The sequence below is a fragment of the Rhodothermales bacterium genome (genome assembly GCA_040221055.1).
In the GTDB taxonomy this organism is placed as follows: domain Bacteria; phylum Bacteroidota; class Rhodothermia; order Rhodothermales; family UBA10348; genus 1-14-0-65-60-17.
In genome coordinates, this window is sequence record JAVJVN010000012.1 from 104,539 (window position 1) to 129,615 (window position 25,077).

The 25,077-nt window shown below is 62.6% G+C and carries 21 protein-coding genes; 10 read left to right on the forward strand and 11 right to left on the reverse strand.

Features of this window, described 5'->3' with window-relative positions; all coding sequences use genetic code 11:
• Position 1 precedes the first annotated feature (1 nt).
• The 4 genes from RIE53_06220 to RIE53_06235 all read left to right on the forward strand — a co-directional run bounded on the left by RIE53_06220 (position 2) and on the right by RIE53_06235 (position 4,173).
• Positions 2-1,273 (forward strand): transcription antitermination factor NusB, encoded by a 1,272-nt coding sequence (locus RIE53_06220; protein MEQ9104276.1) that lies wholly within the window; start codon positions 2-4, stop codon positions 1,271-1,273.
• Positions 1,274-1,334: 61 nt separating this feature from the next.
• Entirely contained in the window at positions 1,335-2,396 is a 1,062-nt protein-coding gene (locus tag RIE53_06225; GenBank protein MEQ9104277.1) for a PorV/PorQ family protein, read from the forward strand.
• Positions 2,397-2,405: 9 nt separating this feature from the next.
• Complete coding sequence (locus RIE53_06230) at positions 2,406-3,410, forward strand: glycosyltransferase family 2 protein (protein MEQ9104278.1); 1,005 nt, start codon at positions 2,406-2,408, stop codon at positions 3,408-3,410.
• 1 nt (position 3,411) lies between these two features.
• The gene (locus RIE53_06235; GenBank protein ID MEQ9104279.1) at positions 3,412-4,173 is read left to right on the forward strand and encodes a TonB family protein; all 762 of its coding nucleotides are present in this window, start codon (positions 3,412-3,414) and stop codon (positions 4,171-4,173) included.
• 4 nt (positions 4,174-4,177) lie between these two features.
• Here the strand turns inward: RIE53_06235 and RIE53_06240 are convergent, their stop codons facing one another.
• From RIE53_06240 to RIE53_06255, 4 genes are read right to left on the reverse strand one after another with little or no spacing between them, the layout of a single operon-like run.
• Positions 4,178-5,572, reverse strand: a complete 1,395-nt coding sequence (locus RIE53_06240; protein ID MEQ9104280.1) for an RsmB/NOP family class I SAM-dependent RNA methyltransferase — start codon at positions 5,570-5,572, stop codon at positions 4,178-4,180.
• Positions 5,569-7,476, reverse strand: a complete 1,908-nt coding sequence (locus RIE53_06245) for a hypothetical protein (protein MEQ9104281.1) — start codon at positions 7,474-7,476, stop codon at positions 5,569-5,571. The genes RIE53_06240 and RIE53_06245 overlap by 4 nt, the downstream gene beginning before the upstream one ends.
• A 29-nt stretch (positions 7,477-7,505) precedes the next feature.
• Entirely contained in the window at positions 7,506-8,105 is a 600-nt protein-coding gene (locus RIE53_06250) for a hypothetical protein (protein ID MEQ9104282.1), read from the reverse strand.
• Positions 8,102-9,619 carry a hypothetical protein gene (locus RIE53_06255; protein ID MEQ9104283.1) on the reverse strand — a complete coding sequence of 506 codons (1,518 nt, stop codon included), beginning with the start codon at positions 9,617-9,619 and terminating at the stop codon, positions 8,102-8,104. Before RIE53_06255 ends, RIE53_06250 begins: the two co-directional genes overlap by 4 nt.
• Positions 9,620-9,773: 154 nt before the next feature.
• Between RIE53_06255 and RIE53_06260 the strand changes: the two genes are divergently transcribed.
• The 5 genes from RIE53_06260 (at position 9,774) to RIE53_06280 (ending at position 16,406) form a co-directional block, all read left to right on the forward strand.
• The gene (locus RIE53_06260) at positions 9,774-11,183 is read left to right on the forward strand and encodes a sugar transferase (protein ID MEQ9104284.1); all 1,410 of its coding nucleotides are present in this window, start codon (positions 9,774-9,776) and stop codon (positions 11,181-11,183) included.
• Positions 11,184-11,187: 4 nt separating this feature from the next.
• Entirely contained in the window at positions 11,188-13,293 is a 2,106-nt protein-coding gene (locus RIE53_06265; GenBank protein MEQ9104285.1) for a dehydrogenase E1 component subunit alpha/beta, read from the forward strand.
• A gap of 29 nt (positions 13,294-13,322) precedes the next feature.
• Positions 13,323-14,699 (forward strand): alkyl hydroperoxide reductase, encoded by a 1,377-nt coding sequence (locus RIE53_06270; GenBank protein MEQ9104286.1) that lies wholly within the window; start codon positions 13,323-13,325, stop codon positions 14,697-14,699.
• A 67-nt stretch (positions 14,700-14,766) separates the two neighbouring features.
• Positions 14,767-15,522, forward strand: coding sequence for a triose-phosphate isomerase (gene tpiA, locus RIE53_06275; GenBank protein MEQ9104287.1), 756 nt, complete (start codon positions 14,767-14,769; stop codon positions 15,520-15,522).
• A 140-nt stretch (positions 15,523-15,662) separates the two neighbouring features.
• Positions 15,663-16,406 (forward strand): SDR family oxidoreductase, encoded by a 744-nt coding sequence (locus tag RIE53_06280; GenBank protein ID MEQ9104288.1) that lies wholly within the window; start codon positions 15,663-15,665, stop codon positions 16,404-16,406.
• Here RIE53_06280 and RIE53_06285 read toward each other — a convergent pair.
• The gene (locus RIE53_06285; GenBank protein ID MEQ9104289.1) at positions 16,390-16,668 is read right to left on the reverse strand and encodes a zinc ribbon domain-containing protein; all 279 of its coding nucleotides are present in this window, start codon (positions 16,666-16,668) and stop codon (positions 16,390-16,392) included. The genes RIE53_06280 and RIE53_06285 overlap by 17 nt on opposite strands.
• 105 nt (positions 16,669-16,773) lie before the next feature.
• Positions 16,774-19,587: a serine hydrolase gene (locus RIE53_06290; GenBank protein MEQ9104290.1), complete on the reverse strand. Its 2,814-nt coding sequence runs from the start codon at positions 19,585-19,587 to the stop codon at positions 16,774-16,776.
• Positions 19,588-19,700: 113 nt separating this feature from the next.
• Here RIE53_06290 and RIE53_06295 point away from each other — a divergent pair, with 113 nt between their 5' ends.
• The gene (locus tag RIE53_06295; GenBank protein ID MEQ9104291.1) at positions 19,701-21,062 is read left to right on the forward strand and encodes an MFS transporter; all 1,362 of its coding nucleotides are present in this window, start codon (positions 19,701-19,703) and stop codon (positions 21,060-21,062) included.
• Positions 21,063-21,092: 30 nt separating this feature from the next.
• Here the strand turns inward: RIE53_06295 and RIE53_06300 are convergent, their stop codons facing one another.
• From RIE53_06300 to RIE53_06320, 5 genes are read right to left on the reverse strand one after another with little or no spacing between them, the layout of a single operon-like run.
• A complete protein-coding gene (locus RIE53_06300) occupies positions 21,093-21,911 on the reverse strand; it encodes a mechanosensitive ion channel (GenBank protein ID MEQ9104292.1) in 819 nt (272 codons plus the stop codon).
• Positions 21,912-21,915: 4 nt separating this feature from the next.
• The gene (locus tag RIE53_06305; GenBank protein ID MEQ9104293.1) at positions 21,916-22,128 is read right to left on the reverse strand and encodes a hypothetical protein; all 213 of its coding nucleotides are present in this window, start codon (positions 22,126-22,128) and stop codon (positions 21,916-21,918) included.
• Positions 22,125-23,183, reverse strand: coding sequence for a 23S rRNA (adenine(2503)-C(2))-methyltransferase RlmN (gene rlmN / locus RIE53_06310; protein ID MEQ9104294.1), 1,059 nt, complete (start codon positions 23,181-23,183; stop codon positions 22,125-22,127). Before rlmN ends, RIE53_06305 begins: the two co-directional genes overlap by 4 nt.
• Positions 23,183-24,016 (reverse strand): heme o synthase, encoded by an 834-nt coding sequence (cyoE, locus tag RIE53_06315; GenBank protein MEQ9104295.1) that lies wholly within the window; start codon positions 24,014-24,016, stop codon positions 23,183-23,185. Before cyoE ends, rlmN begins: the two co-directional genes overlap by 1 nt.
• A gap of 56 nt (positions 24,017-24,072) precedes the next feature.
• Positions 24,073-25,008, reverse strand: coding sequence for a COX15/CtaA family protein (locus RIE53_06320; GenBank protein ID MEQ9104296.1), 936 nt, complete (start codon positions 25,006-25,008; stop codon positions 24,073-24,075).
• Between the last annotated feature and the right edge of the window lie 69 nt (positions 25,009-25,077).

Here is a 25,077-nt window from a genome sequence, read left to right on the forward strand (position 1 = left end):
GATGGGACTACGTGCACGCATTGAAGCGGCCAGGCAACTGGAGCAGGATGAGGACCGTCGGTCCTACACCGGTCATGCCCGACGCGGCGGAGGGGGCGATGCGGGCGACGAGCGCCAGATCACGGACCTGGTATCGGGCGTAACGCGCTGGCGCCGCTACCTGGACTTCCTCGTGGATCATTTCTACAGCGGCGATCCGTCCAATCTGGACCGGAAGGTGCGTACGGTGCTGCGCATGGGGCTCTACGAACTCGTCGTCTCCGGGACCGCGTCCCATGCGGCCATCAACGAGAGCGTGGAACTGGCCAAGAAGCACGCCCACCGGCGCGTCTCCGGGCTGGTGAACGGCATCCTCAGGGCTGCCCAAAGGGCTGTCGAATCGACCACGTCGGGCTTGGCCGATGGTGGACCCGGGTTGCCTGAACCCCGGACAGGGGACCGGGCCGCGGACCTGGCCATCCGGTATTCCCATCCGGACTGGATGGTCCGCCGATGGCTCGCGCGCTGGCCGGAGGAAGAGGTGATCGCCCTCCTGCAGCACAACAATGCGCCTCCGACGTTTGGCGTGCTCGACATGTCCACCGGTGCGGTGGAATCCGTGACATCGGTGCAGGGACTCATCCGCAGCGGGGCGCTGGCCCGGGGAGATGTCCGCATCCAGGATGTGGGTGCGGCACAGGTGGTGGATATCCTGGCACCCGAGCCCGGAATGACCATACTGGATGTGTGTGCCGCGCCGGGTGGGAAGGCCATTGCTTCGGCCCTCCGTCTGGGTGGTTCGGGTCGGATGATCGCCGCGGACATCCATGCCGACCGTCTGGGGTTGGTCCGCGACGGGGCCGCGAAAGCCGGACTGGATGTAGTGGAGACGCGGGTCATGGATGCACGCCACCCGGACAATGACCTGGTCGATGCGTGCGATGCGGTGCTCATAGATGCGCCGTGCTCCGGTCTGGGCGTGCTCTCCAAGCGAGCCGACATGCGTTGGCAAAGAACGGAAGGAGACCTGGAGGAACTGATTGCGCTGCAACGGGAAATACTGGGCGCCACGGCGCGGTGTGTCCGACCGGGAGGGATCCTTGTATACAGCACCTGCACCACGGAGCCGGAGGAGAACGAACGCCAGGTGGAGGACTTCCTGGCCGCGCACCCTGGTTTCGTACGGGATCCCATTGAAGCGAATGTGCCGCTGACGCCGTCCGGCGACTACCTGGCGTTGCCGCAGCGGACCGGACACGATGGAGCCTATGCCGCCCGGTTGCGTCGGCTGTGACGGGAAATTGAAACCTTGTGGAACCGGCTGGCATACGTCATCCTCATCATTCGCGGATTCCATGCGCCTGAACGTCGTTATTCTGGTCATCATCCTGGCCGTTCTGTCCCCGGAGGCGCACGCCCAGCGTGTGGCCAAGTACGGGGCGGATTTCCTTGCGGGTGGCGTCGGTGCCCGGGCGCTCGGCATGGGAAGTGCCTTCACGGCATTGGCCGACGACGTATATGCCGGGTACTGGAATCCTGCCGGGCTGCGGGGGGTTGCGGGGCCGGAAATCGCCTATATGCACGCCGAGCGGTTTGCCGGAGTCGTGAGCTTTGATCATGCGGCCTATGCATGGCCGCTTTCGGATCAGTCCACCGTGTCGGTTTCGATGTTCCGGAGCGGTGTCAATGACATCAAGAACACGCTCGATGCCTGGGATTCCGTGCGTGACGTGCCGGTCCCGGAAAACATCACGACCTTTTCGGCCGTCGATTGGGCGGTGTTTTTCGGGTATGGCCGGGATGTCGGCGAACGCCTGCGTGTGGGTGCGACGGCGAAAGTCATCCGCCGCTCGATCGGCGACTTCGCGGAGGCCTGGGGCTACAGTTTCGATGCCGGTGCCCAGTACCGCTCGGGATCATGGCGCTTGGGTGTGAATGTCCAGGATATTTCGTCCATGCTACAGAGCTGGACCGTGAATGAAGGGGCGCTGACCAATCTGGTGGAAGTATTCGGGGACGACATGCCGGAAGGGGGTACCGAACTGGTACTGCCTGTGGTTCGAATGGGTGCGGCCCGGTTGTTTGCCACCGGATCGGGAGTGGCCACGGTGTCCGCAGATGTCGATGTGGCGTTCGACGGGCAGCAGGCCAACGCCTGGAACGCGGGCGACGTATCGTTTCATCCCCGGGTCGGGGCCGAGTATGCCTATCGTGACGCCGTCGCCGTGCGGGCCGGGTTGAGTCGCATCCAGCATATTGAGGGAGATGGGCTCGATATTGTACCGACCATCGGAGCCGGATTGCACGTCCGCCGCATCCGTATCGATTACGGATTCGGAGATTTCGCCGGTCTGGTGGCGGATCTGGGGTGTTCGCATCGTATTTCCGTCAGTTTCCTCATCCGCGCCACCGAGTAAGGCCACGACATGGAATCGGGCGACAACGGTACGATCTCATTGATCATTCCCCTCTTCAACGAGGAGGACATGATACCCGTGCTCATCCGGGAGATTGAAGCTTTCCGGGCAGCTAGGGCTGCATTGGGGGATGCCGTTGATGTCCTGTTGGTGGATGACGGCAGCCGGGACGGGACTTTTGCTCGTGTCCAGGAGCGCGTCGCGGCCCTGGAAGGCTACACGGTCATCCGGTTTTCGCGGAATTTCGGGCACCAATTGGCCGTCACGGCAGGACTGGAACTGTGCCGGGCTGACGCGGCCATCATCCTGGACGCGGATCTGCAGGATCCGTTGGACGTGGCGGGTGCCATGATTGACCGCTGGAAGGAAGGATACGATGTTGTCTATGGCATCCGCCGGGCGCGTGTGGGCATGACGTTCATGGAACGGTGGACGGCGCGGTGGTTCTACCGGTTTTTCCGGTCCTTCACGGCGGTCGATGCCCCGGTCGACGCGGGGGACTTCCGCCTGGTGTCCCGCCGCGTGATGGACGCCTACGCGCGCCTCGGGGAGCAGCAGCCCTATGTGAGAGGGCTCATTGCGTGGTTGGGCTTCAATCAGACAGGCATTGAATATGACCGGCCGGGGAGGGCAGCCGGAACGTCCAAGTATCCCATGCGGAAACGACTCCAGTTGGCCATGGACGGTGTGGCATCGTTTTCCACCCAACCACTCAAGTATGCCGTCCGGTTGGGACTCCTGATCGCGCTTGGATCGGTGGCCGGGCTCATCTGGGTCCTGCTGACCAAATATGTGTTCGGTACGGCCATCACCGGGTGGGCATCGTTGATTTTTGCGGCGTTCTTCTTCGGAGGTCTCCAGTTGTTCTTCCTGGGTATCGTCGGATCGTACCTTGCCCGGGTCTACGAAGAGGTGAAGGGTCGTCCCCGGTACGTGGTCCAGGACTCCTGGATGTCCGGTGACACGGTTCAACATGGTTCAGGAGCAAAAGCGGATGTCCGTGGTTTGACGTGATATGAAGCGGTTTACGGAAGCAGACAGAACAGGATTGGTGGTGAGCCTGCTGGTTCACGCCGCCGTTCTGCTGTTGCTCTGGTTCATGACGCCGACACCGATCGAGAAACAGCCTATCGGATTCCTGGAGGTCGAGTTCGGCCCGATTTCCGAAGGCCGACCCGTGCAGCAGGCGCCCGAGCGGCCCGTACCGCAGGAAGCAGATGAACCGGAGCCTGAGGAATTGGAAGAGACGCCACCGGCCGCTCCGCCGGAGGAAGCCAAACCTGTGGATTTGCCCGAACAAACCGACGATATCGCATCGGAGGATGTGGTTGAGAATGTCGAAACGGACGTGATTGCTCCCGAACAGGCGACGACACAGGAGGAAGTGGTGGACGAGGAGCCTCAGCCTGAACGGGAGATCGTGCGGCCGCTGGGCAGCGGTGCCCTTACCGATGAATCCGCCGATGCATCCGGTGATGCGGGCACCGGCAGTGACGAGCGGGTGTCCGCTCCGTTCCAGATCGAAGGCTTGAACCGGTCGCCGGTCGCCACGCCACTTCCGGCGTATGCCGAACAGGTCAACGCGCTCATCCGGGTGCGGATAACGGTGAATCCACAGGGACGGATCATTGAACGGATCCCGCTCATCAAGGGTAATCCGACGCTGGAACAGTCCGTGATGGATGCGCTCCTCCGCTGGCAATTCAACCCACTGCCCCCGAACGCGCCCCAAGAGAACCAGACCGGTGTGATTTCCTTCCGGTTCCGGCTGCAGTAGGCGTTCAGCGGCCACCCCAGATTTTCGGGAAGCGGCTGCGCACCCGATCGGTTTGCTCCTCATTCCTGAATGGCTCCGCCAGACCCAGTCCGATCGGGCCCGAACGGGCCACGAGTACGGCCAGCTGATCGGCCGATGCCGAAGCACGTGTGACGGGTACGTCCTTCCGGTCCAGGAACCACTGGATGGCCGATTCCGGTATGTCCACCCATCCATCGGTCACATGGGGAGCCAGGAATTGGACCGCTGCCGTGGACAGCCGGCGGTCCCCGTACTTCAGGTTCCGTCCCGGGAGGCCGACGGCCGAGGGTTCAATACCGACCGGAAGGCGGATTGCCGCATTCACCAGCCGATCGTACTTGGAGCCGGCCAGGCATCCAAGGCTTTCCGACACCGACGCAGGAAGACCGAGGTGGACCCACGGGCTTTCCCCGGATGGCAGGCCATGTATGCGCGGATGGGCGGGACCCGGTCCGGAGGGAGCGGTCCGGTCCGCGTGCGGACGGGAGGGGGCATCTGGTTTGCGAAGGAGGGCGGCAAAGAATCCGCCCGTGTCGTTCCTGTGGGGCCACAGCCGCAGGGCATTGCGGACGTCAGGGTGGTAGGTTGCGCCTTTCCATTGGGTGATGCCGGGGTCCGTCCGGAGGCCGGAAATCGATGCGGGCTCCACGGTCACGCCCGGATGACGGCGGAGTACGCGGTCCAGGACGGCCTCGTTTTCCTCGGGAGCAAACGTGCAGGTGGCATAACAGATGCGGCCGCCGGGACGGACCAAGCGGACCGCTTCGGACAACAGGCGGACCTGAAGGGCCTGATGGGCCTCACGATTCTGTTGGGCGACAAGGACATCCGGGTTCTTCCTGCAGGTACCTTCACAGGAGCACGGTGCATCCACCATGACGGCGTCGAACGCGTTCGAGGGCCCTGGCCAACGAGTCCCGTCCTGGATGGTCATGACGACATTCACCAGGCCCAGGCGATTGACGGTGGTCTGGATGATGCCGGCGCGGGCCCGTGAAATGTCGTTCGCCACGACCGTGCCGGTCAGGCCGACCGATAGCGCCAATTCGGCCGTCTTGTTTCCCGGAGCCGCACACAGATCCAGAATGTACTCTCCCGGTGCGGCATCCAGCAGACGCGCGGCCAGCAACGCGCTCTCTTCCTGGAAATGCCAACCGCCCAACAACCAGGAGCGGGTGAATTCCTCATCCCGCTCGGCCCGGAGTCGCCAGGCATGCTGTCTCCAGGAAACGGCATCGCGGTCCAGATGGCTCAATGCAGCGGCAGCCTCCCGCAAGGGATGCATCCAGACGGTCTCGGGAAGGGGCTGTGAGCAGGCATCCGTGAAGGCCGAATGGTCATCCACCAGGCCCGTGTATCGTTCAAGTATTGAGTTCACAGGCGTATGTCAAGACGAAGTCGCACAGCGAGTTGTTCATTGGCTCCCTCGGGGTGCATGCGCAGATCCACATCGGGCAGGTTCAGGATGCCGAAGGACACCGACCCATGGTCACCGACGACCTGTTTCGTGACCGTCGCTTCGGTACGCAGGGTCCAGGGACGCTGCCACTGGTCCCCCGACTGGAACGTTCTGTGCTGGTACCAGGCATGCGGGGCACGCAATGAGGCAAACAACCGGAATGCGACACGGGGACGGATGCGACGGTTCAGATGCAGGTCCACGATGTGCATGGGCAACCCTTCCATGGCCAGCCAGAACGGCAGACTGCCGTCAGCAATGCGCCGCGTATACCGGTAGGACAGGGTTGTCCAGATGTCCTTGGCGGGTCGATGGTCCACCTGGACGGCTGCCGTGGCCATCCGGCCATCAATACCCGTCCGGATATGGGTTTCCCTGAACACCGGAGAGGGCCGCTCCACATGGGTCCGGGCCAGCGCGGGCACGGTCAGCCCGGCGGATTCGCGTACCGAAGCGGTCGTCCGGATGCGCCAGTCCGGGGCCAACCAGGTCCATTCAACGGATGCGTCCACAATCCGTTCACGCGTGGAATATCCCGGATCGGACAGGATTCCGGTATCGTCGGCCACCGGTATGAAGTCGGCAAAGGATACACCGGCGCGGTGCATTTCCAGGAAGGTCGTACCGACGGACGGGCGCCGCGACTGCATTCCGATACGAAGTTCCAAAGTGTGACGCGTGGTCCGGACGGGTCGTACGAAGGCCGTCGCGGCGCCCGAATGGGGCGATGACGGGGCCGGGGACGACCGGCGTTCCACGGCTTCCGTCCAGAACCTGACGGATATGCCCCCGTCGGGCGATTCAATACCCAGGCCGGTCGACGCCGTCAGCGTCCTTGGTACGGACAGCGCCGCCTGACGGATATCCTGCGCGAAGGCTCCGGCGTCGAGGCGGGCCGACCACCCCGGCCACTCGCGTGACAGCCAGGCCGCGAACCGGCCCGTCCGGACCGAAATCGGCTCTGGAGGCGCAATCCGGAGGGAGCGCGAGCCGACGGTCCGGTCGTGAGCGGAAATCCGCATGCCGGACTGCCACGGCCCATGGGCGGCGCGTTCCACCTGGATGGTCAGCGATTGCTCCTCCTCCCGGGTCGGCCACTCGCGCCCCAAAGCCGCCACGTACCGGAAGTCCCGGATGCGCGTCAATGTGGCCAGTGACTGGATGCGGAGGTTGGACCGGTCCACGTGCGCCCGTATCCAGGGGGCATGGATGCGTACGCGAGGTCGATCCTGCTCCGCATAGGAGTTCCAGACGCGATCGGCATAGGCCGGGTCGGTCATATGATGCTCGTCAAACCGGTATCCGGCCTCCATGAACGTATCCGATTTCCGATAGGCCACCACGGACTCCACAGCCGGTCCCGAGCGGTCCACGTTCCGGGCATCGGCACTCCTGAACAGATCCGGACCCGGATCGCCTGTTTCATTCACCGGCATGACGGAAGTCCTTGCACTCCATCCTTCAGCGTGTCGCGTGCGCACCACGATCGCACCGTCCGACGGCATGCGGTCGCCGAAAAAGACCCATCCCGAACGCGCGTACAGGGTATCCAGGGCCACTGTGGCCACGGGCAGGGCGTTCCACTGCACGGCACCCAGGAACGACTCGCCGATGGGCATGCCGTCGAGCATCACTACCGTGGGGCCGCTCATGGCCCCGGACAAACCCAACGCACCGCCCAGTCCTTGTCCGGCCAGATGGGTATGGAACCGGTCCAGCGTCGTGGAATGCATGCCGGGCAGATTACGCAGTTCGTCGGACAGTCGTGTGGACGCGTGTTGCGCCGCGGACGGCGTGACCAGGCCCAATCCCGTCAGCAGCAAGAAGACGGACCTGAGCGTCCTGAACCTGATCATTCGAGGACCCTCCCAAGCCAGGTCGGCATGTCAACGGGGAGGGACAACCCGACACTGGCCTGCACGGCATCCATCCGGTTCATGGTGAAGGTCCGGATCCACATGGCTTCGGCGACGACGCGCCAATCCTGCCACAGCCGGACCTGGAGCCGGACCACCGGCGCCACGGCGAACTCACTCTCCCGCCGTTGGCCTGCAACCGCATCCGTATCGAATACCATGAAATAGTTGCCCATCCGCACGCCGCCGGCGAGGTCGGTTCTCGGCCCCATGCGGCCTTCAACGTGGGCGCCCACGAACGCATAGACCGAAACCCACCAGGGAAGGGGCTGACCGTTCAGTCCCGTGGCTCCCTGGTTCGGTGACCATCCTTGGCCATGCAGACCGGTTTCGAGGAATCCTTCGTAAAACGGAGTCCGAGCCGTCACTTGGCCGGCCCAATCCTGTCGCCAATCCTCCGTACCGGCAAGCGACAGCGGAAGGGACCCGGCCACATGCAGGTCCAGTCGATCGAAACCGGACTGGGCCATGGCTGGATGCAGTCCGATGAGCCCCATTGCCAGCAGGGCCGCAGTACAGCGGAGAAGCAACTTCACGGTGAGAGGGAGCCGCCCCGGTTCATCAGCCACCCGAGCAGTACCGTGCCCGTGAACCGTGTCCCGGTCGTACCCGAAGCATCAACCAGGGAGCCGTGGGCGATACCGGCATCCAGCCGGGCGTACAGGCCGCGCGCATGCATGGCCGACACCCGAACGGACGGGCGGACCACGGACCGGACCGTCCCCGCAAGCAATCCGGACGTGCCCGACGACGGGAATGGTTGACGGAAGTCGCCCTCTCCCTGCCACAGCACGTCAAGCGCAGCCTGAGTGCGTACCAACCAGTTGGAGGGCATGAGCAGACGCTCCACATGAACACGTCCGTGGACAAAATCGGCATACTGGGTTCCCAGCCCCCGCATCAGATACAGATATTTGCCCTCCGACTGCAGTGCGTTGTAGGTCCGGGCCGTCACGACGGTCCCTTCCATTCCGGAGGTCCAGACATCCGACCATGCTCGCTCGGCCACGGTCGTGACAGCCAAGGACGGGGGTTCCTGACCGTTCAGGATATCAACATCGTCCAGCATGACCTGCATGGTAAACAGACCATTTGGACCGGTATGCCGCACTTCGGCACCCAGGAAGCCGTTGTTCTCGTCGTTCTTGGGCCGGTTGTCCACGGAGAACAGGGCGATATTGAACGGATTGATGTATTTCAGCGACAATCCTGACCCGGGTCCGGAGTACAGCGTGGCGTGCATGAGGGCCACGGACCATGCCGCATTCAGCCGGATGTCGACCCGGTGGGCGGCGAGCCAGCGCCGATCGCTTCCAACGGCCACGGAGTCGTCTCCCGCCACGCCGGTGAAACGCCCGTCGGACGTTGCGCTGTCCAATTCATTGATGCTGGTGCGGACGGACAGCGTCCGCGTGCCGAACCGCATGGACATGGCATCCATGGGTCTGGGGTTGTCCGACAACAGCAAACCCGGTCGTGAAGGGGCACCCCAGTGTTGTACCACGCGCCCCAGCATGGCATCCAGGTACCGACTCGAGTACCGGACATAGGTATGCTCCGGGCGGATAGCCCACCGGAGCGCGGCATCCAGACCATCCGGATCGCGATCGTACCACCCGTCGTGTCGCCAGCCGAATCCCGCCGTCCATTGGTCCAGACGGAGAAAGGAGCTGTACAGGACCGTCTGGTAGACAGCCGCATCGGACGGGGCATCCGGACGCAGGGGATCCTGGCGGGCATGCGGCGTGGCCAGGGCCTGGGCGCGCAGACGTATGCCCCAGGCTCGTGAACCGGACGGGGCTGGGAGTGCCCGGAACGACTCCAGACGTCGGGCCCAGACGCCGGGAGAGGCTGAAAGGAGCTCATTCAGTGCCGCCTCTTCCTGCGGTCCGACCGTCCAGTCGGCTTCCATTGCAACGCCCCGTACGAGCAATGGCCACGCCATGTCGAGGATCGGGTCGTCCGCAGGCAGGACCTGGCCGGCGACCGGTGCCACCCGGCCTGCAAGCGGGACCAACACCACTACCATCACGAAAAGCGAGCGAATCATGGCAGAGTCAGGGAAGAAGCGGAATACGAACGGGATACAAACGGGAGCGTACGCATTCTTGGATCGAAAGATCAACACCTTGCAGGGCGTGGCACCGCGCCCTAAGTTTCGCCCACCTGTTCCTGTCTGACGACATCCCCATGGTACCCACGCGGTGAGCCGACGTATAGAACTGATTGTGCTCGTTCTGGTCGACGCCCTGGCCGTGGCGCTGGCCAATCTCATCTGGTATCTCGCGCGGTTCGAGTGGGGCTGGTTGCCGGCACCGGTGTTCCAGCCCGCGACCGAGGCATTGACGGTGATCGTCGTGCTCCTGACGGCTTTCTGGCTCGTGTTCTTCCTGTTCCTTGGCCTGTACCGGGAGCGGTATGCGTCGTCCCGGTTCGATGAGCTCGTGCTCATCCTGAAGACGGTCACCATGGGAATACTGGTGTTGTTCTTCGTGCTTTTCATTGGTCAACTCGACGCCATGAGTGCGCGGACCAACCTGGCTGCGTATTGGATGGCCATCGTGCTCTTCGTGTCAGGCGGGCGGATTGCCGTGCGATCCGTCCAGAAGCAACTCATCCTGCGTGGGAAAGGCCTGCACAGAGCGCTCATCGTGGGGTGGAGTGACTTGTTGGAGCAGCTGCACGCCGAGGTGGCCCGATATCCGGAGGCGGGTCTGGACATCGTCGGGGCCGTCCGGCTGACCCGGGGTGACGGGGATGTAGCCCACGATGCATCGACGGGTGCCGTGCCCACGCATGAAATCGAGGATCTTCCACGCCTGATTGACGAACTCGGCATCCAGGATGTCTTGATCGCGCTGGGATCGAGCGACGCCGAATCCCTCATGCGGGTCCTTACGCTTTGCGACGGTAAGAGCGTATCGCTCAAGCTTGTGCCGGATTTCTACAGCATCATCGGGGGCATGGCCAAGACCGAGCACATGTACGGCCTGCCGCTCATTGAAGTGCAACCAGAACCCATGCAGGTGTGGGAATATGCACTCAAACGGCTGATTGACTTCACGGTGGCGTTCTTGGTGCTCGTGGCCGGTCTGCCCTTGTGGTTGTTGACGGGCCTGGCCATCCGGTTGACCAGTCCGGGGCCGGCCATCTATCGCCAGACCCGGATTGGACGACACGGGAGGACATTCACGATGTTCAAGTTCCGGACCATGATGGAGAATGCCGAGGCGTCCACCGGACCGGTCTGGGCCACGGAATCGGACCCCCGGTACACCCCCATCGGGCGGTGGCTGCGGAAGACCCGCCTGGACGAGATACCCCAGTTCTGGAATGTGCTCAAGGGTGAGATGTCCCTGGTAGGACCACGTCCGGAGCGTCCGTATTTTGTGGAGAAGCTGGCGAAGGAAATTCCCCTGTACAATCGACGTCATCGTGTGAAGCCGGGCATTACCGGCTGGGCACAGGTCAAGTGGAAATATGATTCCAACCTGGACGACGTACGCCAGAAGGTCAAATACGATTTGTTTTACATCGAGAACATGAGTCTGCGTCGTGACCTGCAGATCCTGTTCCGCACCATCCATACCGCGCTCCGGGGCGCGGGTCAATAAGTCGATGCCCGCCAGAAAACCCACGGCCTCTTCCGCTTCCTCCGACGCTGCCTCTGCCTCTGCCGCTTCAGCCGGCACTGCTTCGTCTTCGGCCAAGTCCACGGCGGGCGACATTGCCCCTGATCTGGATCTGGATCTGCCGGCGTTGTACCGGGCCATGATGACGCCCCGCCTGATCGAGGAAAAGATGCTCCGACTCATCCGTCAGGGCCGTCTGTCAAAGTGGTTCAGCGGATATGGTCAGGAGGCCATCGCCGTCGGAACGGCGTTTGCCCTGGCCCCGGAGGACACCATTCTGCCCATGCACCGGAACCTGGGTGTCTGGACCACGCGTGGCGTACCCCTCCGACCGTTGTTCTGTCAGCTCATGGGCAAGGAGGGGGGCTTCACCAAAGGGCGTGACCGGACATTCCACTTCGGGATACCCGAATACGGCATTGTAGGCATGATTTCCCACCTTGCGGCCATGCTGCCGGTAGCCGACGGTTTGGCGCTGGGCGCCAAACTGGATGGCGCGGATCGGGTTGCGGTCGCTTTCACGGGCGAAGGCGCGACGCGGGAAGGGGATTTCCACGAGGCATTGAGCCTGGCGTCGGTCTGGAAGTTGCCCGCCATATTCATCGTGGAGAACAATGGATACGGCCTGAGCACGCCCACGTCCCAGGCCCTGCCGGAATCGGACTTGTCCAAAGTCGGGGCCGGGTACGGAATGGTTGCCGAAACCCATGACGGAAACGACGTGTTCGCCGTCATCCGTGCCGTCCGTGCTGCGCGGAGACGTGCCGTAAACGGGGAAGGTCCCACGCTGCTCAACCTGGTGACGTTCCGGATGCGGGGACATGAGGAGGCATCGGGTACGAAATACGTACCCCAGGCACTCATGGATGAGTGGGCCACGAAGGACCCGGTGCAGCGCCTTGAACGCGCCATGGCCCGGACCCTGCCGGACTCCGAGCGTGCCCGCGTACGGAAGGAACTGACGGCGGAAATCGACGCCATCGCGGAATGGGCGCTGGAGCAGCCCGAAGTGACCAGCACGGCCGCCGCGGAGCGCGGGGACGTATACGCACCCGCCAGGCCCGACGAGCGGACGTCCGGAACGCGTGCCGGATCGGGTGCGTCGGGAGGCGACGGGGCCGCTGTATCCCGGGAAATGCGGTTCATCGATGCCGTGTCGGACGGGCTCAGGACGGCGCTCAGGGAGGATGTCCGAACCGTGCTCATGGGTCAGGACATAGCCGAATACGGCGGCGTATTCAAAGTGTCTGCGGGTTTCCTGGAGGAGTTCGGACCGGATCGCATCCGGAATACCCCGATCATCGAGAACGGCGCGGTCGGGGCCGCGATGGGCCTGGCGTTGGCGGGGTGGAAGTCCATCCTGGAAATCCAGTACTTCGATTTCATTTCCTGCGGATTCAACCAGATCGTGAACAACCTGGCGACGACGCATTATCGATGGGGGGCTCCGGTCAACGTGACGCTCCGCGCTCCCATCGGTGGGGGAATCGGTGCCGGTCCTTTCCACAGCCAGTCCATGGAGGCCTGGTTCTGTCATACGCCCGGGCTGAAGGTCGTTTTCCCGTCCGATCCGGCCGATGCCAAGGGTCTGTTGCTTTCTGCGATTGATGACCCCAACCCGGTCCTGTTCCTGGAGCACAAGGCGTTGTATCGCTCGCTCAAAGGTGAGGTCCCGGAGCATGCCTACCGGACGCCCATCGGAAAAGCACGCTGTGTCCGGGAAGGGACACGCGCCACGGTGGTGACGTGGGGAGCGTCCGTCCATTGGGCGGTGCAACTCGCCGAAGCCCATGATCTGGATGTGGAGATCCTGGATCTCCGGACCCTCATTCCATGGGATCGTGACGCCGTCGTGGCGTCGGTCCGGAAGACGCACAGGCTGCTGGTCGTCCATGAGGCTCCCCGGACCGGTGGATTCGGTGGAGAGGTCGTCGCGGAAATGATGGAAGCCACGTTCGAGCACCTGGATGCTCCACCGGTGCGGATTGGCGGCGAGGATATGCCCATTCCGTTCTCGAAATCGCTCGAAGAAACCATCTATTCCGGAAAGTCCCGTCTTCCTGCCGCCATGCGGGACCTGCTGGCCTACTGAACGGTTCACCCCGAAAACCAACATAATTGATGAAGAAGGCTTTGATTACATTCGCTTTCGCCCTCTCGATCCTGGTCGGATGCGGCGGTGGGACACCGCCTGGTGTGACCAGTCACGTGGAAGGCACCCTCCGGGTCCGCGGAGACGTGGAGACGACCGGTGACTATCGGGATTTCATCCTCACGGTGGTCAACCAGCGGGACGGGGATGTGGACACGCTGGCTACGGCCATAACCGACAGCCTGGGTGCGTTCTCCATGACCGTGCGTGCTCCCGAGGCCGGCATCTATCCCCTCATTGTGGAACGGGCCGGACAGCAGCTCGCCCTGGAGGAATTGGTGGTCGTGGAAGGGGATTCCGTGAGCATAAGCGGCACGTTTCCGCTCGGCAACCGGAGGCTCATCATCCGTTCACCCGAGAACGCGGCGTGGGCAGCCTATCGCAATACGCGCGGTCAGCACAACCAACAAATGAATGCCCTGGTGCAAGGGGGGGCCTATACGGCCAACCAGCTTCGCCAGCTCATGGAACAGTCATCGACCATCCTGTGGAGTGTCGCGGACACCTATCCGGGAACCATGGGCGCCAAGACAGCCCGCGCCGAAAGCGTGATCATGCTCGAGGGATGGAACGATTCGCTGGTTGTGGCCCGGTACACGGACGTGCCGCTGGACGCACCCATCCTGGTGGACATGGTCCGAGCCGCGCGTCGTTCGGTTGCCCGGGTTGCGGGGCAGGATTCCGCTGTTGCGGTCATCCGTTCCTATGTGGCCAGGATGGACGACGGGGAGCGTCAGGCCGCGCTGCGCTCCGAGTTGGTGATTGCGCTCGCTGACAGCGGCCAGACGGACCTCGCCGTGCAGGAGGCAGCCGAGTTGCGGCGGTTGCATCCGGATTCCCAGTGGGCGGAATGGGCCAGCCGCGCATCCTACGATCTGGAAAATCTGCAGCCGGGCATGCCGGCGCCGGCATTCAATCTGGTGTCCCGGACATCGGAACCCGTTCGGCTGGATGACCTCGTCGGCACGTTTGTCATCCTCGAATTCTACGATCCGATGGACGACGGCTTCCGTCGCAACCTCGCCGCACGCAATGCGCTGTTCGATGCCCTTCCGGATGAGCTGTTCTCGAAGGTATCGGTCTCTGTTGAGCCGGATTCGGTACTGAATGACGGCATGTTCGATGAAGGCGATCATCCGGGCGTCTTCATCTACGCTCCCGAAGGCCTGGCCTCCGACGTTGCGGTGGCCTATAACGTGAATGTCGTGCCGACGCGGTTCCTGATTGATCCGGACGGAAACATCATGGCCAAATATGTCGGAGCAGCCTTGTCTGGATTGGAACAGGATCTGGTCTCGGTCATCAACGGGCTCAACGAACTGGCCCGCCGGAATCAGGGGCAATAGGCGCTGCCGCTTTCGTCGAACCCCCACCGCGTCATACACTCACCGCACAGATAAATCGTCGTTTGCCATGTTGATCGCTGGAAACTGGAAAATGAACATGGATCTCATTGCGGCCCGCCAATTGGCCGGTGCGTTGAGAAACAGTGTGGAAGCGTCGGAAGGCGTACAGGTGGCGATTTGTCCACCCTTCGTGGCGCTCGATGCCGCGTACGGAATCCTACACGGATCGGCCATCCAACTCGGCGCCCAGAACATGCATGCGGCCGATTCGGGAGCGTTTACGGGAGAAGTCTCTGCCGGCATGCTCCGATCCGTCGGCTGCCGATATGTCATCCTGGGGCACTCGGAACGGCGGACGATCTTCGGTGAAACGGACGCCGATGTGAAGGCAAAAGTGGCACAGGCCCTGGCACACCGTCTCGTTCCCATTGTCTGCGTAGGGGAACAACTCGAGGACCGGGATGCCGGTCGGGAAGAGGCGGTGGTGGCGGACCAACTTCGCGGCGCCTTGACGGACGTGCGTCTTACGGTGCCGTCTGATATCGTCATTGCCTATGAACCCGTATGGGCCATTGGAACCGGCCGTACGGCAAGTCCCGAGCAGGCTCAAACCATGCATGCCTTCATTCGGAAGGAACTGACCAACCTGTTCGGGGCTGACACGGCCGCTGCTATCGACATCCTGTACGGCGGCAGCATGAAACCGGACAACGCCGACGAACTGCTGTCGCAACCGGATGTGAACGGGGGGCTCATAGGTGGGGCCAGTCTGGTCGCCGAATCGTTTGTTGCCCTGGTCCAGGCCGCCGTGCGCTGTCAATAGGGTCAACACGCCCTGGGCTGAACAGGTCCTGACGCACCCTGGCTGAAAAGAGCCATCATTTCGGCGAAAGGTTCATCCAGAACCGGTCAATAGCCCTTTTTCCGTTGGACCGAAGGCAGGGAAACCGCATTCAACGAAGCATGCACCAAGAAAAAATCATCTGGATTGTGGGAGCCACGGGTGGCATTGGCCGTGAGTTGACCCGTAGACTCGCTTCAGGCGGTCATCGTCTGGTCCTGTCCGCCCGGTCGGAGGCCGCGCTCCTGGAATTGGCTGCCGAATTCCAGGCGACCGCCGTTCCGTTCGACGCCACGGATTTCGACGCGACCGTGGAGGCTGCCCGGAAGGCCTCTGCGGAGGGTCTTCATGCCGTGGTCCACCTTCCCGGGTCCATTCTTCTTCGTCCCGAACACCTGACATCCGAGAACGACTTCGACGAGGTGATTTCGCAGAATCTGAAGAGTGCATTTTCCGTGGTTCGAGCGGCCACGAAGATCATGTACAAGGATGGGGGACGCATTGTGCTGGTCAGTACGGCGGCCGCGACGACCGGCATGAAGAACCATGGGGCCATTGCCGCGGCGAAGGCCGGGGTGGAGGGACTGGTCCGATCGGCTGCCGCGAGTTATGCGGCGCGGGGGATATGCGTGAATGCCGTGGCGCCAGGCATGGTGGAGACACCGCTCTCCGAATCCATCCTGTCCAACGCGCAAAGCCGGGCCGTTTCCGAGGCACTGCATCCCCTGGGCCGGATCGGACAGCCGTCGGATGTGGCTGCTGCCATCGAGTGGCTGGCGGTCGGCCATGCCGACTGGGTGACCGGTGCGGTCATACCCGTGGACGGCGGACTCGCGAATGTACGGTCCGTCAATCCGACTTCGTAGTGTCGGCGGTCTTGGGTGCGGGAGTGGACTCCTTCGTGGATTCCTTTGTGGAATCCGATGAGGGTGCAGCGGGCGATCCGCTCTTGCGGGCATAGTCCGTGAGGTAAAACCCCGATCCCTTGAAAACCAGGCCGGTTCCACCACTTATGAGCCGCTCCACGGGCTGGCCCGTCGTAGGGCATTCCGTGAGGCGCGGTTCGGACATCCGTTGTTCAATTTCGAACGTCGTGCCGTCCTGGCGACGATAAACATAGGTGGGCATGGTCGTACAGTGCTGTTCCAAAAAGCGGCAGGCCTCTGAAACGCCGGAGCCATGCGGGGTTCCCGTGTACGCGGTCGGGATCGGGTCGGCCGGGCTCGGCGCGGATTACTCCAGCGCCTGGAATGCACGGTTTGCTACGGCAGGTCGGACGGGTACGTGCCCGGAATTGTTGCGCGTGGGGTGCACGCGATTGGTGAGCAGGATGACGTACAGGTCCTGATCCGGGTCAATCCAGAACGACGTACCGGTAAACCCGGTGTGTCCGAACGAGTGGGGGCCGAAATGGGCTCCGGCCGACGAATAGCCGATCCGGCTTCGCGTATCCCATCCCAGTGCACGGGTGTGGCTGCCTTCAGGGTCGACTGGTGTCGTGAACAGCCGGATGGTCTCCGGCTTGAGGAATTGACGTGTGCCGACACGGCCGTCATTCACATACATCATGGCAAATGTGGCCAAATCCTCGACGGTGGAGAACAGTCCGGCGTGTCCGGCCGTCCCGCCGAGCAACCATGCGTTTTCGTCGTGGACTTCGCCATTCAACGTCCTGTACCGGAAGTAGGTGTCCACTTCGGTCGGGATGGTGCGTGGGTCCTGTTGGCGCCGGGCCGGGCGGAATCCCGTGTCGTACATGCGGAGCGGCCGGAAGATGCGCTCCTGCACGAGCTCCTCGAACGGCCGTCCGGATATGGTCTCCATCACCCAGGCCAGCGTGATGGGCCCGAAGTCGGAATAGCGCATGTTCTGGCCGGGTTGATAAACCAGTGAATCCGCCAGGATCCGTCGTCGCACTTCCCGGGCCGTTCGCACGCCGTCCGCATGGAATGCCCGGAAGGGGATGAGTCCGCCCGTATGCGTCAGGAGATCGCGTACGGTGACCATTTCCTTGCCATTCTGGCCGAATTCGGGCAGATATTCCGCTACGGGCCGATCAAGATCGAGCGTGCCGTCCTCGACCATGAGCATGACCATGGTCGTGGTGGCAATCACTTTCGTGAGCGATGCCAGATCGAAAATGGCGCGGGTGTCCACGCGCGCCGTGCTTTCCCAGTCCGGATGCCCCCAGGCACCGAGCGTGGTGAGCGTTCCACCGCGGCCCACGGCCGCGGTGGCCGCCGGAAAGGCGCTGTCCGCGATGGCGGTATGGATGACCCGGTCGATGGCCTGCAGCCGGTCAGCGTCCATTCCGGCGGTGTGGGGCGGGCCGGTGGACGGGGCCACCGGCAGCATATCGAAGCCTGAGCCGCGGGGGAACCGGTCCGACACGTGGACGGGCAACCGACCCGTCACACCGGCCCGCCCCACGAACGCTCTCGCGAGCGCGGTGAGCGTCGACCCGAGGGCGTCATAGGCCACCAGGAGGGCATCGGTGGATGGCGCCATGGAGGGAACGGCCCAAGGAGAGCCGACCGACATGCCGACCACGCGGTCGTGCAACGCATCCAGACGCTCACCAAAACCGGCCATGTCCCAGCCCGCTACCGGCGTCACACCCGTTGCCTCGAGCCAGATGACCGTATGAGCATTGCGGATGGTGCTTGCCGCCCGGTCCAGATCCCGCCGCCATGTCCGGGGTGAGATCCGGACGACATCGACGGCATCCGGCATGAGCGGGGCCAGATGCCGCCCAAGGACCGGCCCGGGTCCGGCATCCGGCGCGTGTATCCTGAAGTCCGTTTCGAGTACGACGACCCGTCCGGAACCGCGGTCACCCGGCAACACGTCGTCGGCCCGTTTGAGCAGGGTCAAGGCTTGTGTGGCCACATGGACCGACATGAGACGCTCCCGTTCGGCCATGCCCATCAAGGCCACCAGATCGGGAGGGGATTGCCAGGCACGACGGGCGTCCAGGATCCGGCGAACGGACGCGTCTATCCTGGACTCCGGAATCAGACCCTCGCGCACCGCACGCACTACGGCCGCGCGGGCCGCGAACGCATCGGGGGACATGAGGAGGATGTCCGCACCGGCAAGGATGGCCCGTATGGCAACGTCCTCGGCCGTGCCCGTGGATGTGACGCCGGCCATGTTCAATGCATCTGTCACGACCAGACCGCCATAGGCCAGGCTGTCCCTGAGCAGAACCGTCAACAACGTGGAATCCAGCGTGGCCGGGGTCCGGTCCGATTCGGAATACAGCACGTGCGCCGTCATCAAACCGGCTACGGAATCGGCCACCAATGTACGGAAGGGTACGAGGTCCACGGCAGACAGCAGGTCGGCGTCGTGCCCGGAACGCGGCAGTGCGACGTGCGAATCCAGGACCGTCGAGCCATGTCCCGGGAAGTGTTTTGCGACCGCCGCGACGCCGGCCGAGCGCAAGCCTGCAGCGAAGGCCGCCGCGTGTACCTTCACGGTGTCCGGGTGGTCGGAGAATGCGCGGGTTCCTATGACCGGATTCATGCCCTCGGTATTCACGTCAGCAACGGGTGCGAAGACCATGGATATTCCGGTGGCCCGTGCCGCGAGCCCCGTCCGAAATCCGACGTCGCGGGTCAGGCTGACATCGCGAGTAGCCGCCAGCCCCATGGCCCGGGCATACACGGGCATGTTGTCGTGCCGCATGCCGGTACCCCATTCGGCATCGAGCGCTTTCATGACAGGGAGGTCGGTCTGGCTGTCCAGCCAGGCTGCGATAGCCGCATGTTGGAGTGGATCGCCCCCGAGGAACACCACGCCACCGGCGCCGAAATGGGTAATCTCCCGTTCAAGTCGCTCGCGATCGGCCGCCATCCGTGGATCCAGGCCATCCGGTACGGACACCATGAAAAGCATGGACACCTTTTCAGTAAGGGAGAGCGAGGCAACCTCTGACTCCGGGGGCATCGTCCTTGAAGCCGGTCCCGTCACCGGTCCTTTTCGGCATCCGGTCGATGACGCCAACAGGAGGACGAGAACAATGGTGAGCGTGCGTGTATCCATACCAAGAAGGTACGGCCCGTCGGTACAATCCGAAATGTCCGTTAAGGCCGCCACAATGCGAAGGTCGAGGGGTACATTGCAGATCCAGCCAGCATCACCCCGTCCGACTCACCTTGGGAAAGATCCTCACCGTACTGTTCCTGGGCGTCCTGATGGCGGCCTTGGATATCGCCATCCTGGGTCCGGCCATTCCGGCCATCCGTGGACAATTCAGCCTGTCTGAAAGGGAGGTGTCCTGGGTCTTCACGGCTTGGGTGCTGGCGAACCTCGTGGGCGTTCCCATCATGTCCAAGCTGGCGGACCGGTTCGGACGGAAGCGCATGTATCTGGTGGTGGTCAGTCTGTTTGCTGCAGGGGCTACTGTAGTGGCGGCTGCTCCCTCGTTCGATGTCCTCCTGCTGGGACGATCCATGCAGGGGTTCGCCGTTTCCGGCATCTTCCCGGTCGCAGGTGCATTCGTGGGCGATACCTTTCCGCCGGAGCGGCGAGGTCGGGCTTTCGGCGTCCTCGGCTCGGTTTTCGGTGTGGCTTTCCTGATCGGTCCCATCTTTGCCGGCATGATGCTCATGGTCGGCTGGCGTTATCTGTACCTGTCCTTCCTGCCGTTGGCGGCACTTATCCTGGTTCTCGGCGTGCTCTTGCTTCCGCGTTCGAAACCGGCGGCTGCGCGTCCTTTTGACGTGATCGGCCTGCTGTGTCTTGGCGGGTTCCTGTTGCCGCTGGCCTACGGGATATCCTTGCTCAACACGTCTGATTTCGCGGCATCGCTCGCATCGCCCCGCGTGGTGTTGTCGTTTCTGGCCGTGGCCGTGTTCCTGCCCTTGTTCATCCGGGCAGAACGTAGCGCAGCAGACCCCATCCTTCGATTGGATCTGTTCCGCAACCGACAGGTCCGATTGGCCTGTTTGTTGGCAACGGGAGCGGGGATCAACGAGGCGGCCTTCATTTTCTTTCCGACGCTGGCTGTGCTTGCCTACGGCGTTTCGACGTCGGAAGCCGCGTTCATGTTGATACCACTCATGTTATCCGTAGCCATCGGGTCGCCCATCATTGGCCGGATACTCGACGTCACGGGCTCCAGGACAGTGGTCGTTGCGTGCAACATCCTGCTGGTAGCCGGAATGGCCGGGGTAGCATGGGCACCCGGAATCCGCGTCGTATTCTATGCATCGTCCGTTGCCATCGGGCTCGGTCTTGCCGGGCTTATGGGTTCTGCCCTGAGTTATATCCTCATCCATGAAGCAGCCCGGGCAGAACGTACCGTATCGCAAGGACTCATCACGCTCTTCATCTCGTTGGGCCAGCTCATGACGGGTGCAGCCGTGGGTGCCGTTGCCGCATCATCCCCGGACATCCTGACGGGCTATGCCTCTGCGTTCCTGGGCATTGCCTTGGTCTCTGTGGTGATGATCGCAGCCGCTGCCCGGCTGAAGGGCCGGACGAGTGAACAGTCGGTCGTCAAGGCCGCCGGATAGAGCGGATCCGGACGAACCGGGTTGCCAGGTTCACCGGTCGATCTTGCCGTCGATGTGCACGTCCATCTGAGGGAACGGGATTCCGATTCCGGCCTCATCCAGGTGCTCTTTCACTTTCTGAGTGAGTTCTTCCTTCACGGCCCAATAGTCCGACGTCTTCGACCAGACGCGCACACTCCAATCGATGGAAGACGCCCCCAATTCCGTCAGGATGGCGACAGGCGCCGGATCGGCCAGGATGCCATTCACGCTGCTGGCGGCCGTGATCAGGACCTTTCGCGCATCGGCAATGCTGGCCGGGTAATCGGTACCCACAGCGACATCCACACGACGGGTATCGTGGAAGGTCATGTTCTCGATGGTGGATCCATAAACCGAACCGTTGGGAACCGTGAAACGACGATTGTCGAAGGTGTCGATTTCCGTCGAGAACATGGCGATTTCAACCACTTTTCCGGTCACGCCGCCAATGTTGACCACATCACCCACTTTGAACGGACGGAACGCCAGAAGCATGATGCCGGCCGAGAAATTCCCCAGCGTCCCTTGCATGGCCAATCCTATGGCCAGGCCGGCGGCACCGATGACGGCGGCGAAACTGGTTGTTCCGACGCCGAACATCTGAAGACAGCTCAAAATGGCCATCACCAGGATGCCGTATTTGGCAAGGCTTCCGAAGAACGACGCGATGGTCGGGTCCAATCTTCGGCTTATGGACTGACGGATACGCCGTCCGATCCACCCGGCAACCGTCCAGGCGACGACGAGCAGCAGGATCACACCGACGACTTTCGGAAGGAATCCGGTCAGGAATTCAACGAGCGAGGCTTCGATGGTGGACACGTCCATGATGTCAATCTGTTCGTTTCGGGTATGGGTATCGGGAAATCCAGTGGAACAGGCGCTCCGCAATGAGACCGGCTGCCAATACGGCGACCACGTCCCGGAGGGAAGAGAGTACCACCCGCTTGAGCAGCATGCCCAGCGTTCTGGGCAGCAATGCGCCAACGATCAAGGCGGCGAAAAAGCCTGCGAGCGACTGTATGAGAGGGCTTTTGAGGTTCATGACTCACTTGCCAATTGACCACATGCGGCCGCAATGTCCTGGCCGCGGCTCCTTCTGACGGTCACGGTGACGCGGCGTTCTACGAGACGGGCAATGAAGGCATTCAGGTCGGCATCAGAGGTTCGCGTGAATCCGAGGCCATCGACGGCATTGTACATGATCAGGTTCACTTTGGATGGTGCACGATCCACAAGATCCGCCAGGGCCGTGGCATCTTCCAGGGTGTCGTTGAATCCTGCGAACATGCAGTACTCATAGGTCACGCCTCGTCCGGTTGTCCGACAATAATACTCAATGGACTGCAAGAGGGATTCCAGGTCCGTGCGCTCATTCCGGTTGACGGGCATGATGGAGGAGCGCTTGGCATCGATGGGGGCATGCAGGGACACCGCGAGATTCGAGCGGAAACCATCATCAGCCAGTCGACGGATTTGTTTGGCGAGACCGACCGTTGAGACCGTTATCCGTCGCGCGCCCATGCCCAGCCCGTCCTCGGACGTGATCTTGTCGATGGCATCCGTGACCGCATCGTAATTGAGCAGGGGCTCGCCCATGCCCATGAAGACAATGTTCGTGAGTGCGGCCTCGTATTCGGTTCTGGCCCGGTCAGCGGCCAGCCAGACCTGATCAAAAATCTCGCCGGATGTCAGGTTCTCCTTGAAGCCCATCTGGCCTGTAGCACAGAATGAGCAGCCCAGTGCACATCCCACCTGGGAAGAGACACAGACGGTCATCCGCCGGGGGGTGCCGTCATCCTCGAAGTCCGGAATGAGGACCGTTTCGTAGCGCTGTCCGGTGACGCGTTCCACCAACCACTTCAGGGTGCCATCCGTGGCCCGTTGCTCGCGGACGACGCGGGGGGGAGAAAGCGTCGTGTTCTCCTTGAGGAAGTCACGGACGGAAGCCGGGACATTGGTCATGGCATCAAATTCCCGTACCCCTTTGTTGTACAGCCAACGCCATACCTGATCCGCACGGAACGACGGGCCTACGGGTGCCAGAAAGGCCCGCAGGCCGGCTCGGGAAAGCGACGTCAGGGGGAGAGCGGCTTCCATCAAAGCAACCGATCCGCTACGATCGCCCCCAACAGCAATGGGATGTACATTACGCTCGCCTTCAGGACCACGCGAGCCTGAACGGCACTTCGATCCATCCTGAACTTCAGGACAGGACGCAGGAACCAGACGCCAAGCACCAGCGCGAACCCGGCGTACCAGACCCCCACTGCTCCGAGCGCGAACGGCAGCACGGAAAAACCGATCATGGCGAGTGTCCACGCCAGCATATGGAAGGCTGTTTTGCGTCCGGATTCATCTGCGACCGTCAGCATGACATAGCCGGCCCGATCATAGTCCTTCCTGTACATCCAGGCCAGCGAGTAGAAGTGGGGCATCTGCCAACAGACCAGGACCGCGAAAAGCGCCCAGCCGGCCGGTCCAAGCGTTCCTGATGCAGCCGTCCACCCGCCGAGCACCGGAAGCGCACCGGGCAGCGTGCCGACGAGGGTGTTCAGCGTGGTTTTGCGCTTCAGCGGCGTATAGACAAACAAATAGAGGACGACGGTAATGGCGGCCAATACACCCGTCAGGGGATTTGTCAGCGGACACAGGATTCCCAACCCGGCGCCGATGAGAAGCAGTCCGAACCACGCTCCTGCCTCCGGACGTATCCGGCCCGACGGCAGGGGACGTCCGGCGGTCCGTTTCATTTCCCCATCCAGATCGCGTTCCAGCCAGTGGTTCATGACGCATCCGCCTGCCGACGTAAGGGGGATGCCGATCATGGCCCAAAAAAGTGTCCAACCGTCTATGCCGTCGGGAGAGGCCAGCACGAAGCCCGCCAATGCCGAAATGGTCACGAGGAACGTGATTTCCGGCTTGGTCAGCATGAGCCAATCCCGAAAGGTAGCCTTCGGGGCGGTAGCTGCAAGGGTTTGGATGGACATCAAATGCGATGGTTGAGCTGAAAAAGGGTCCTGGACACGAAGACACTGGTGACGACGGTCAAGGCGAACAGGAGGGCCCCCGTGACCATGTGGGCGGTATTCGCAATGACCTGGACGTTGCTGGGTTGGACCAGTCCGTGTTCATCCAGAAGGACAAAATACGCAAACAGGCCGAGCGCGACCTGGAAAGACAGGACACCGGCCATCCAGCCAGCAGACCGCCTTGCGGCATGGCCGACCGGTAAGGCGGAGCGGATCCGGGCGAACCACACGTACACGAGAACCGTGGCCACGAACGCCCATGTCAGATGCAAGGCCACCAACAGGGTGTCAATTCCGGCACCCGGATGCCTGAGCAAGGCTCCAAGGAAGATCTGGATGTATACGACCAGCGGGACAATCCACCGAAGTCGCATGAGGGGGCCTTCCGTTCCGCGGAGTGCCAAGGGGGGAGGTGTCCGCCAGGCCCGCGACGTGAATACCATCATCGAGGCCAGCAACGCGAAGAAAATCTGGGCCGTGAGTGCGTGGACAACCGCCAGGTCCAAGGAGACCCACACGACGCGCAGTCCCCCCAGCAGCCCCTGCAGGATGACCAACACCAAGGCGAACCAACCCAATCGGGTCATCCAGCGGCGGGATTCGGAGCGCCATGTCCAGAAGGCCAGGACCACCGTCAACAGGCCAAGGACCGCGCCCAGCAACCGATGGCCGTGTTCGGCGAGTACCGGCGTGATTTTCCACCATCCGGGCCACGGATTGAAGGGATCGTACGAATTGAACGAGGTCGGCCAATCCGGGACCGCCATGCCCGCATTGATGCTGGTGACGAACGCGCCCCACGAGAGCAGGCCGACGGCAACGCCCAACGTGACCGCTGTGAAGACGAAACGCGACCGGAGTGTCGCCGGGTACCCTGTCGAGAATGGATTCATACTCAGGACCAACCCGTGCACCGCACGGGCGTTCTGGCCGTGGTGTAAAGAGCGTGAGAAATGAAGACC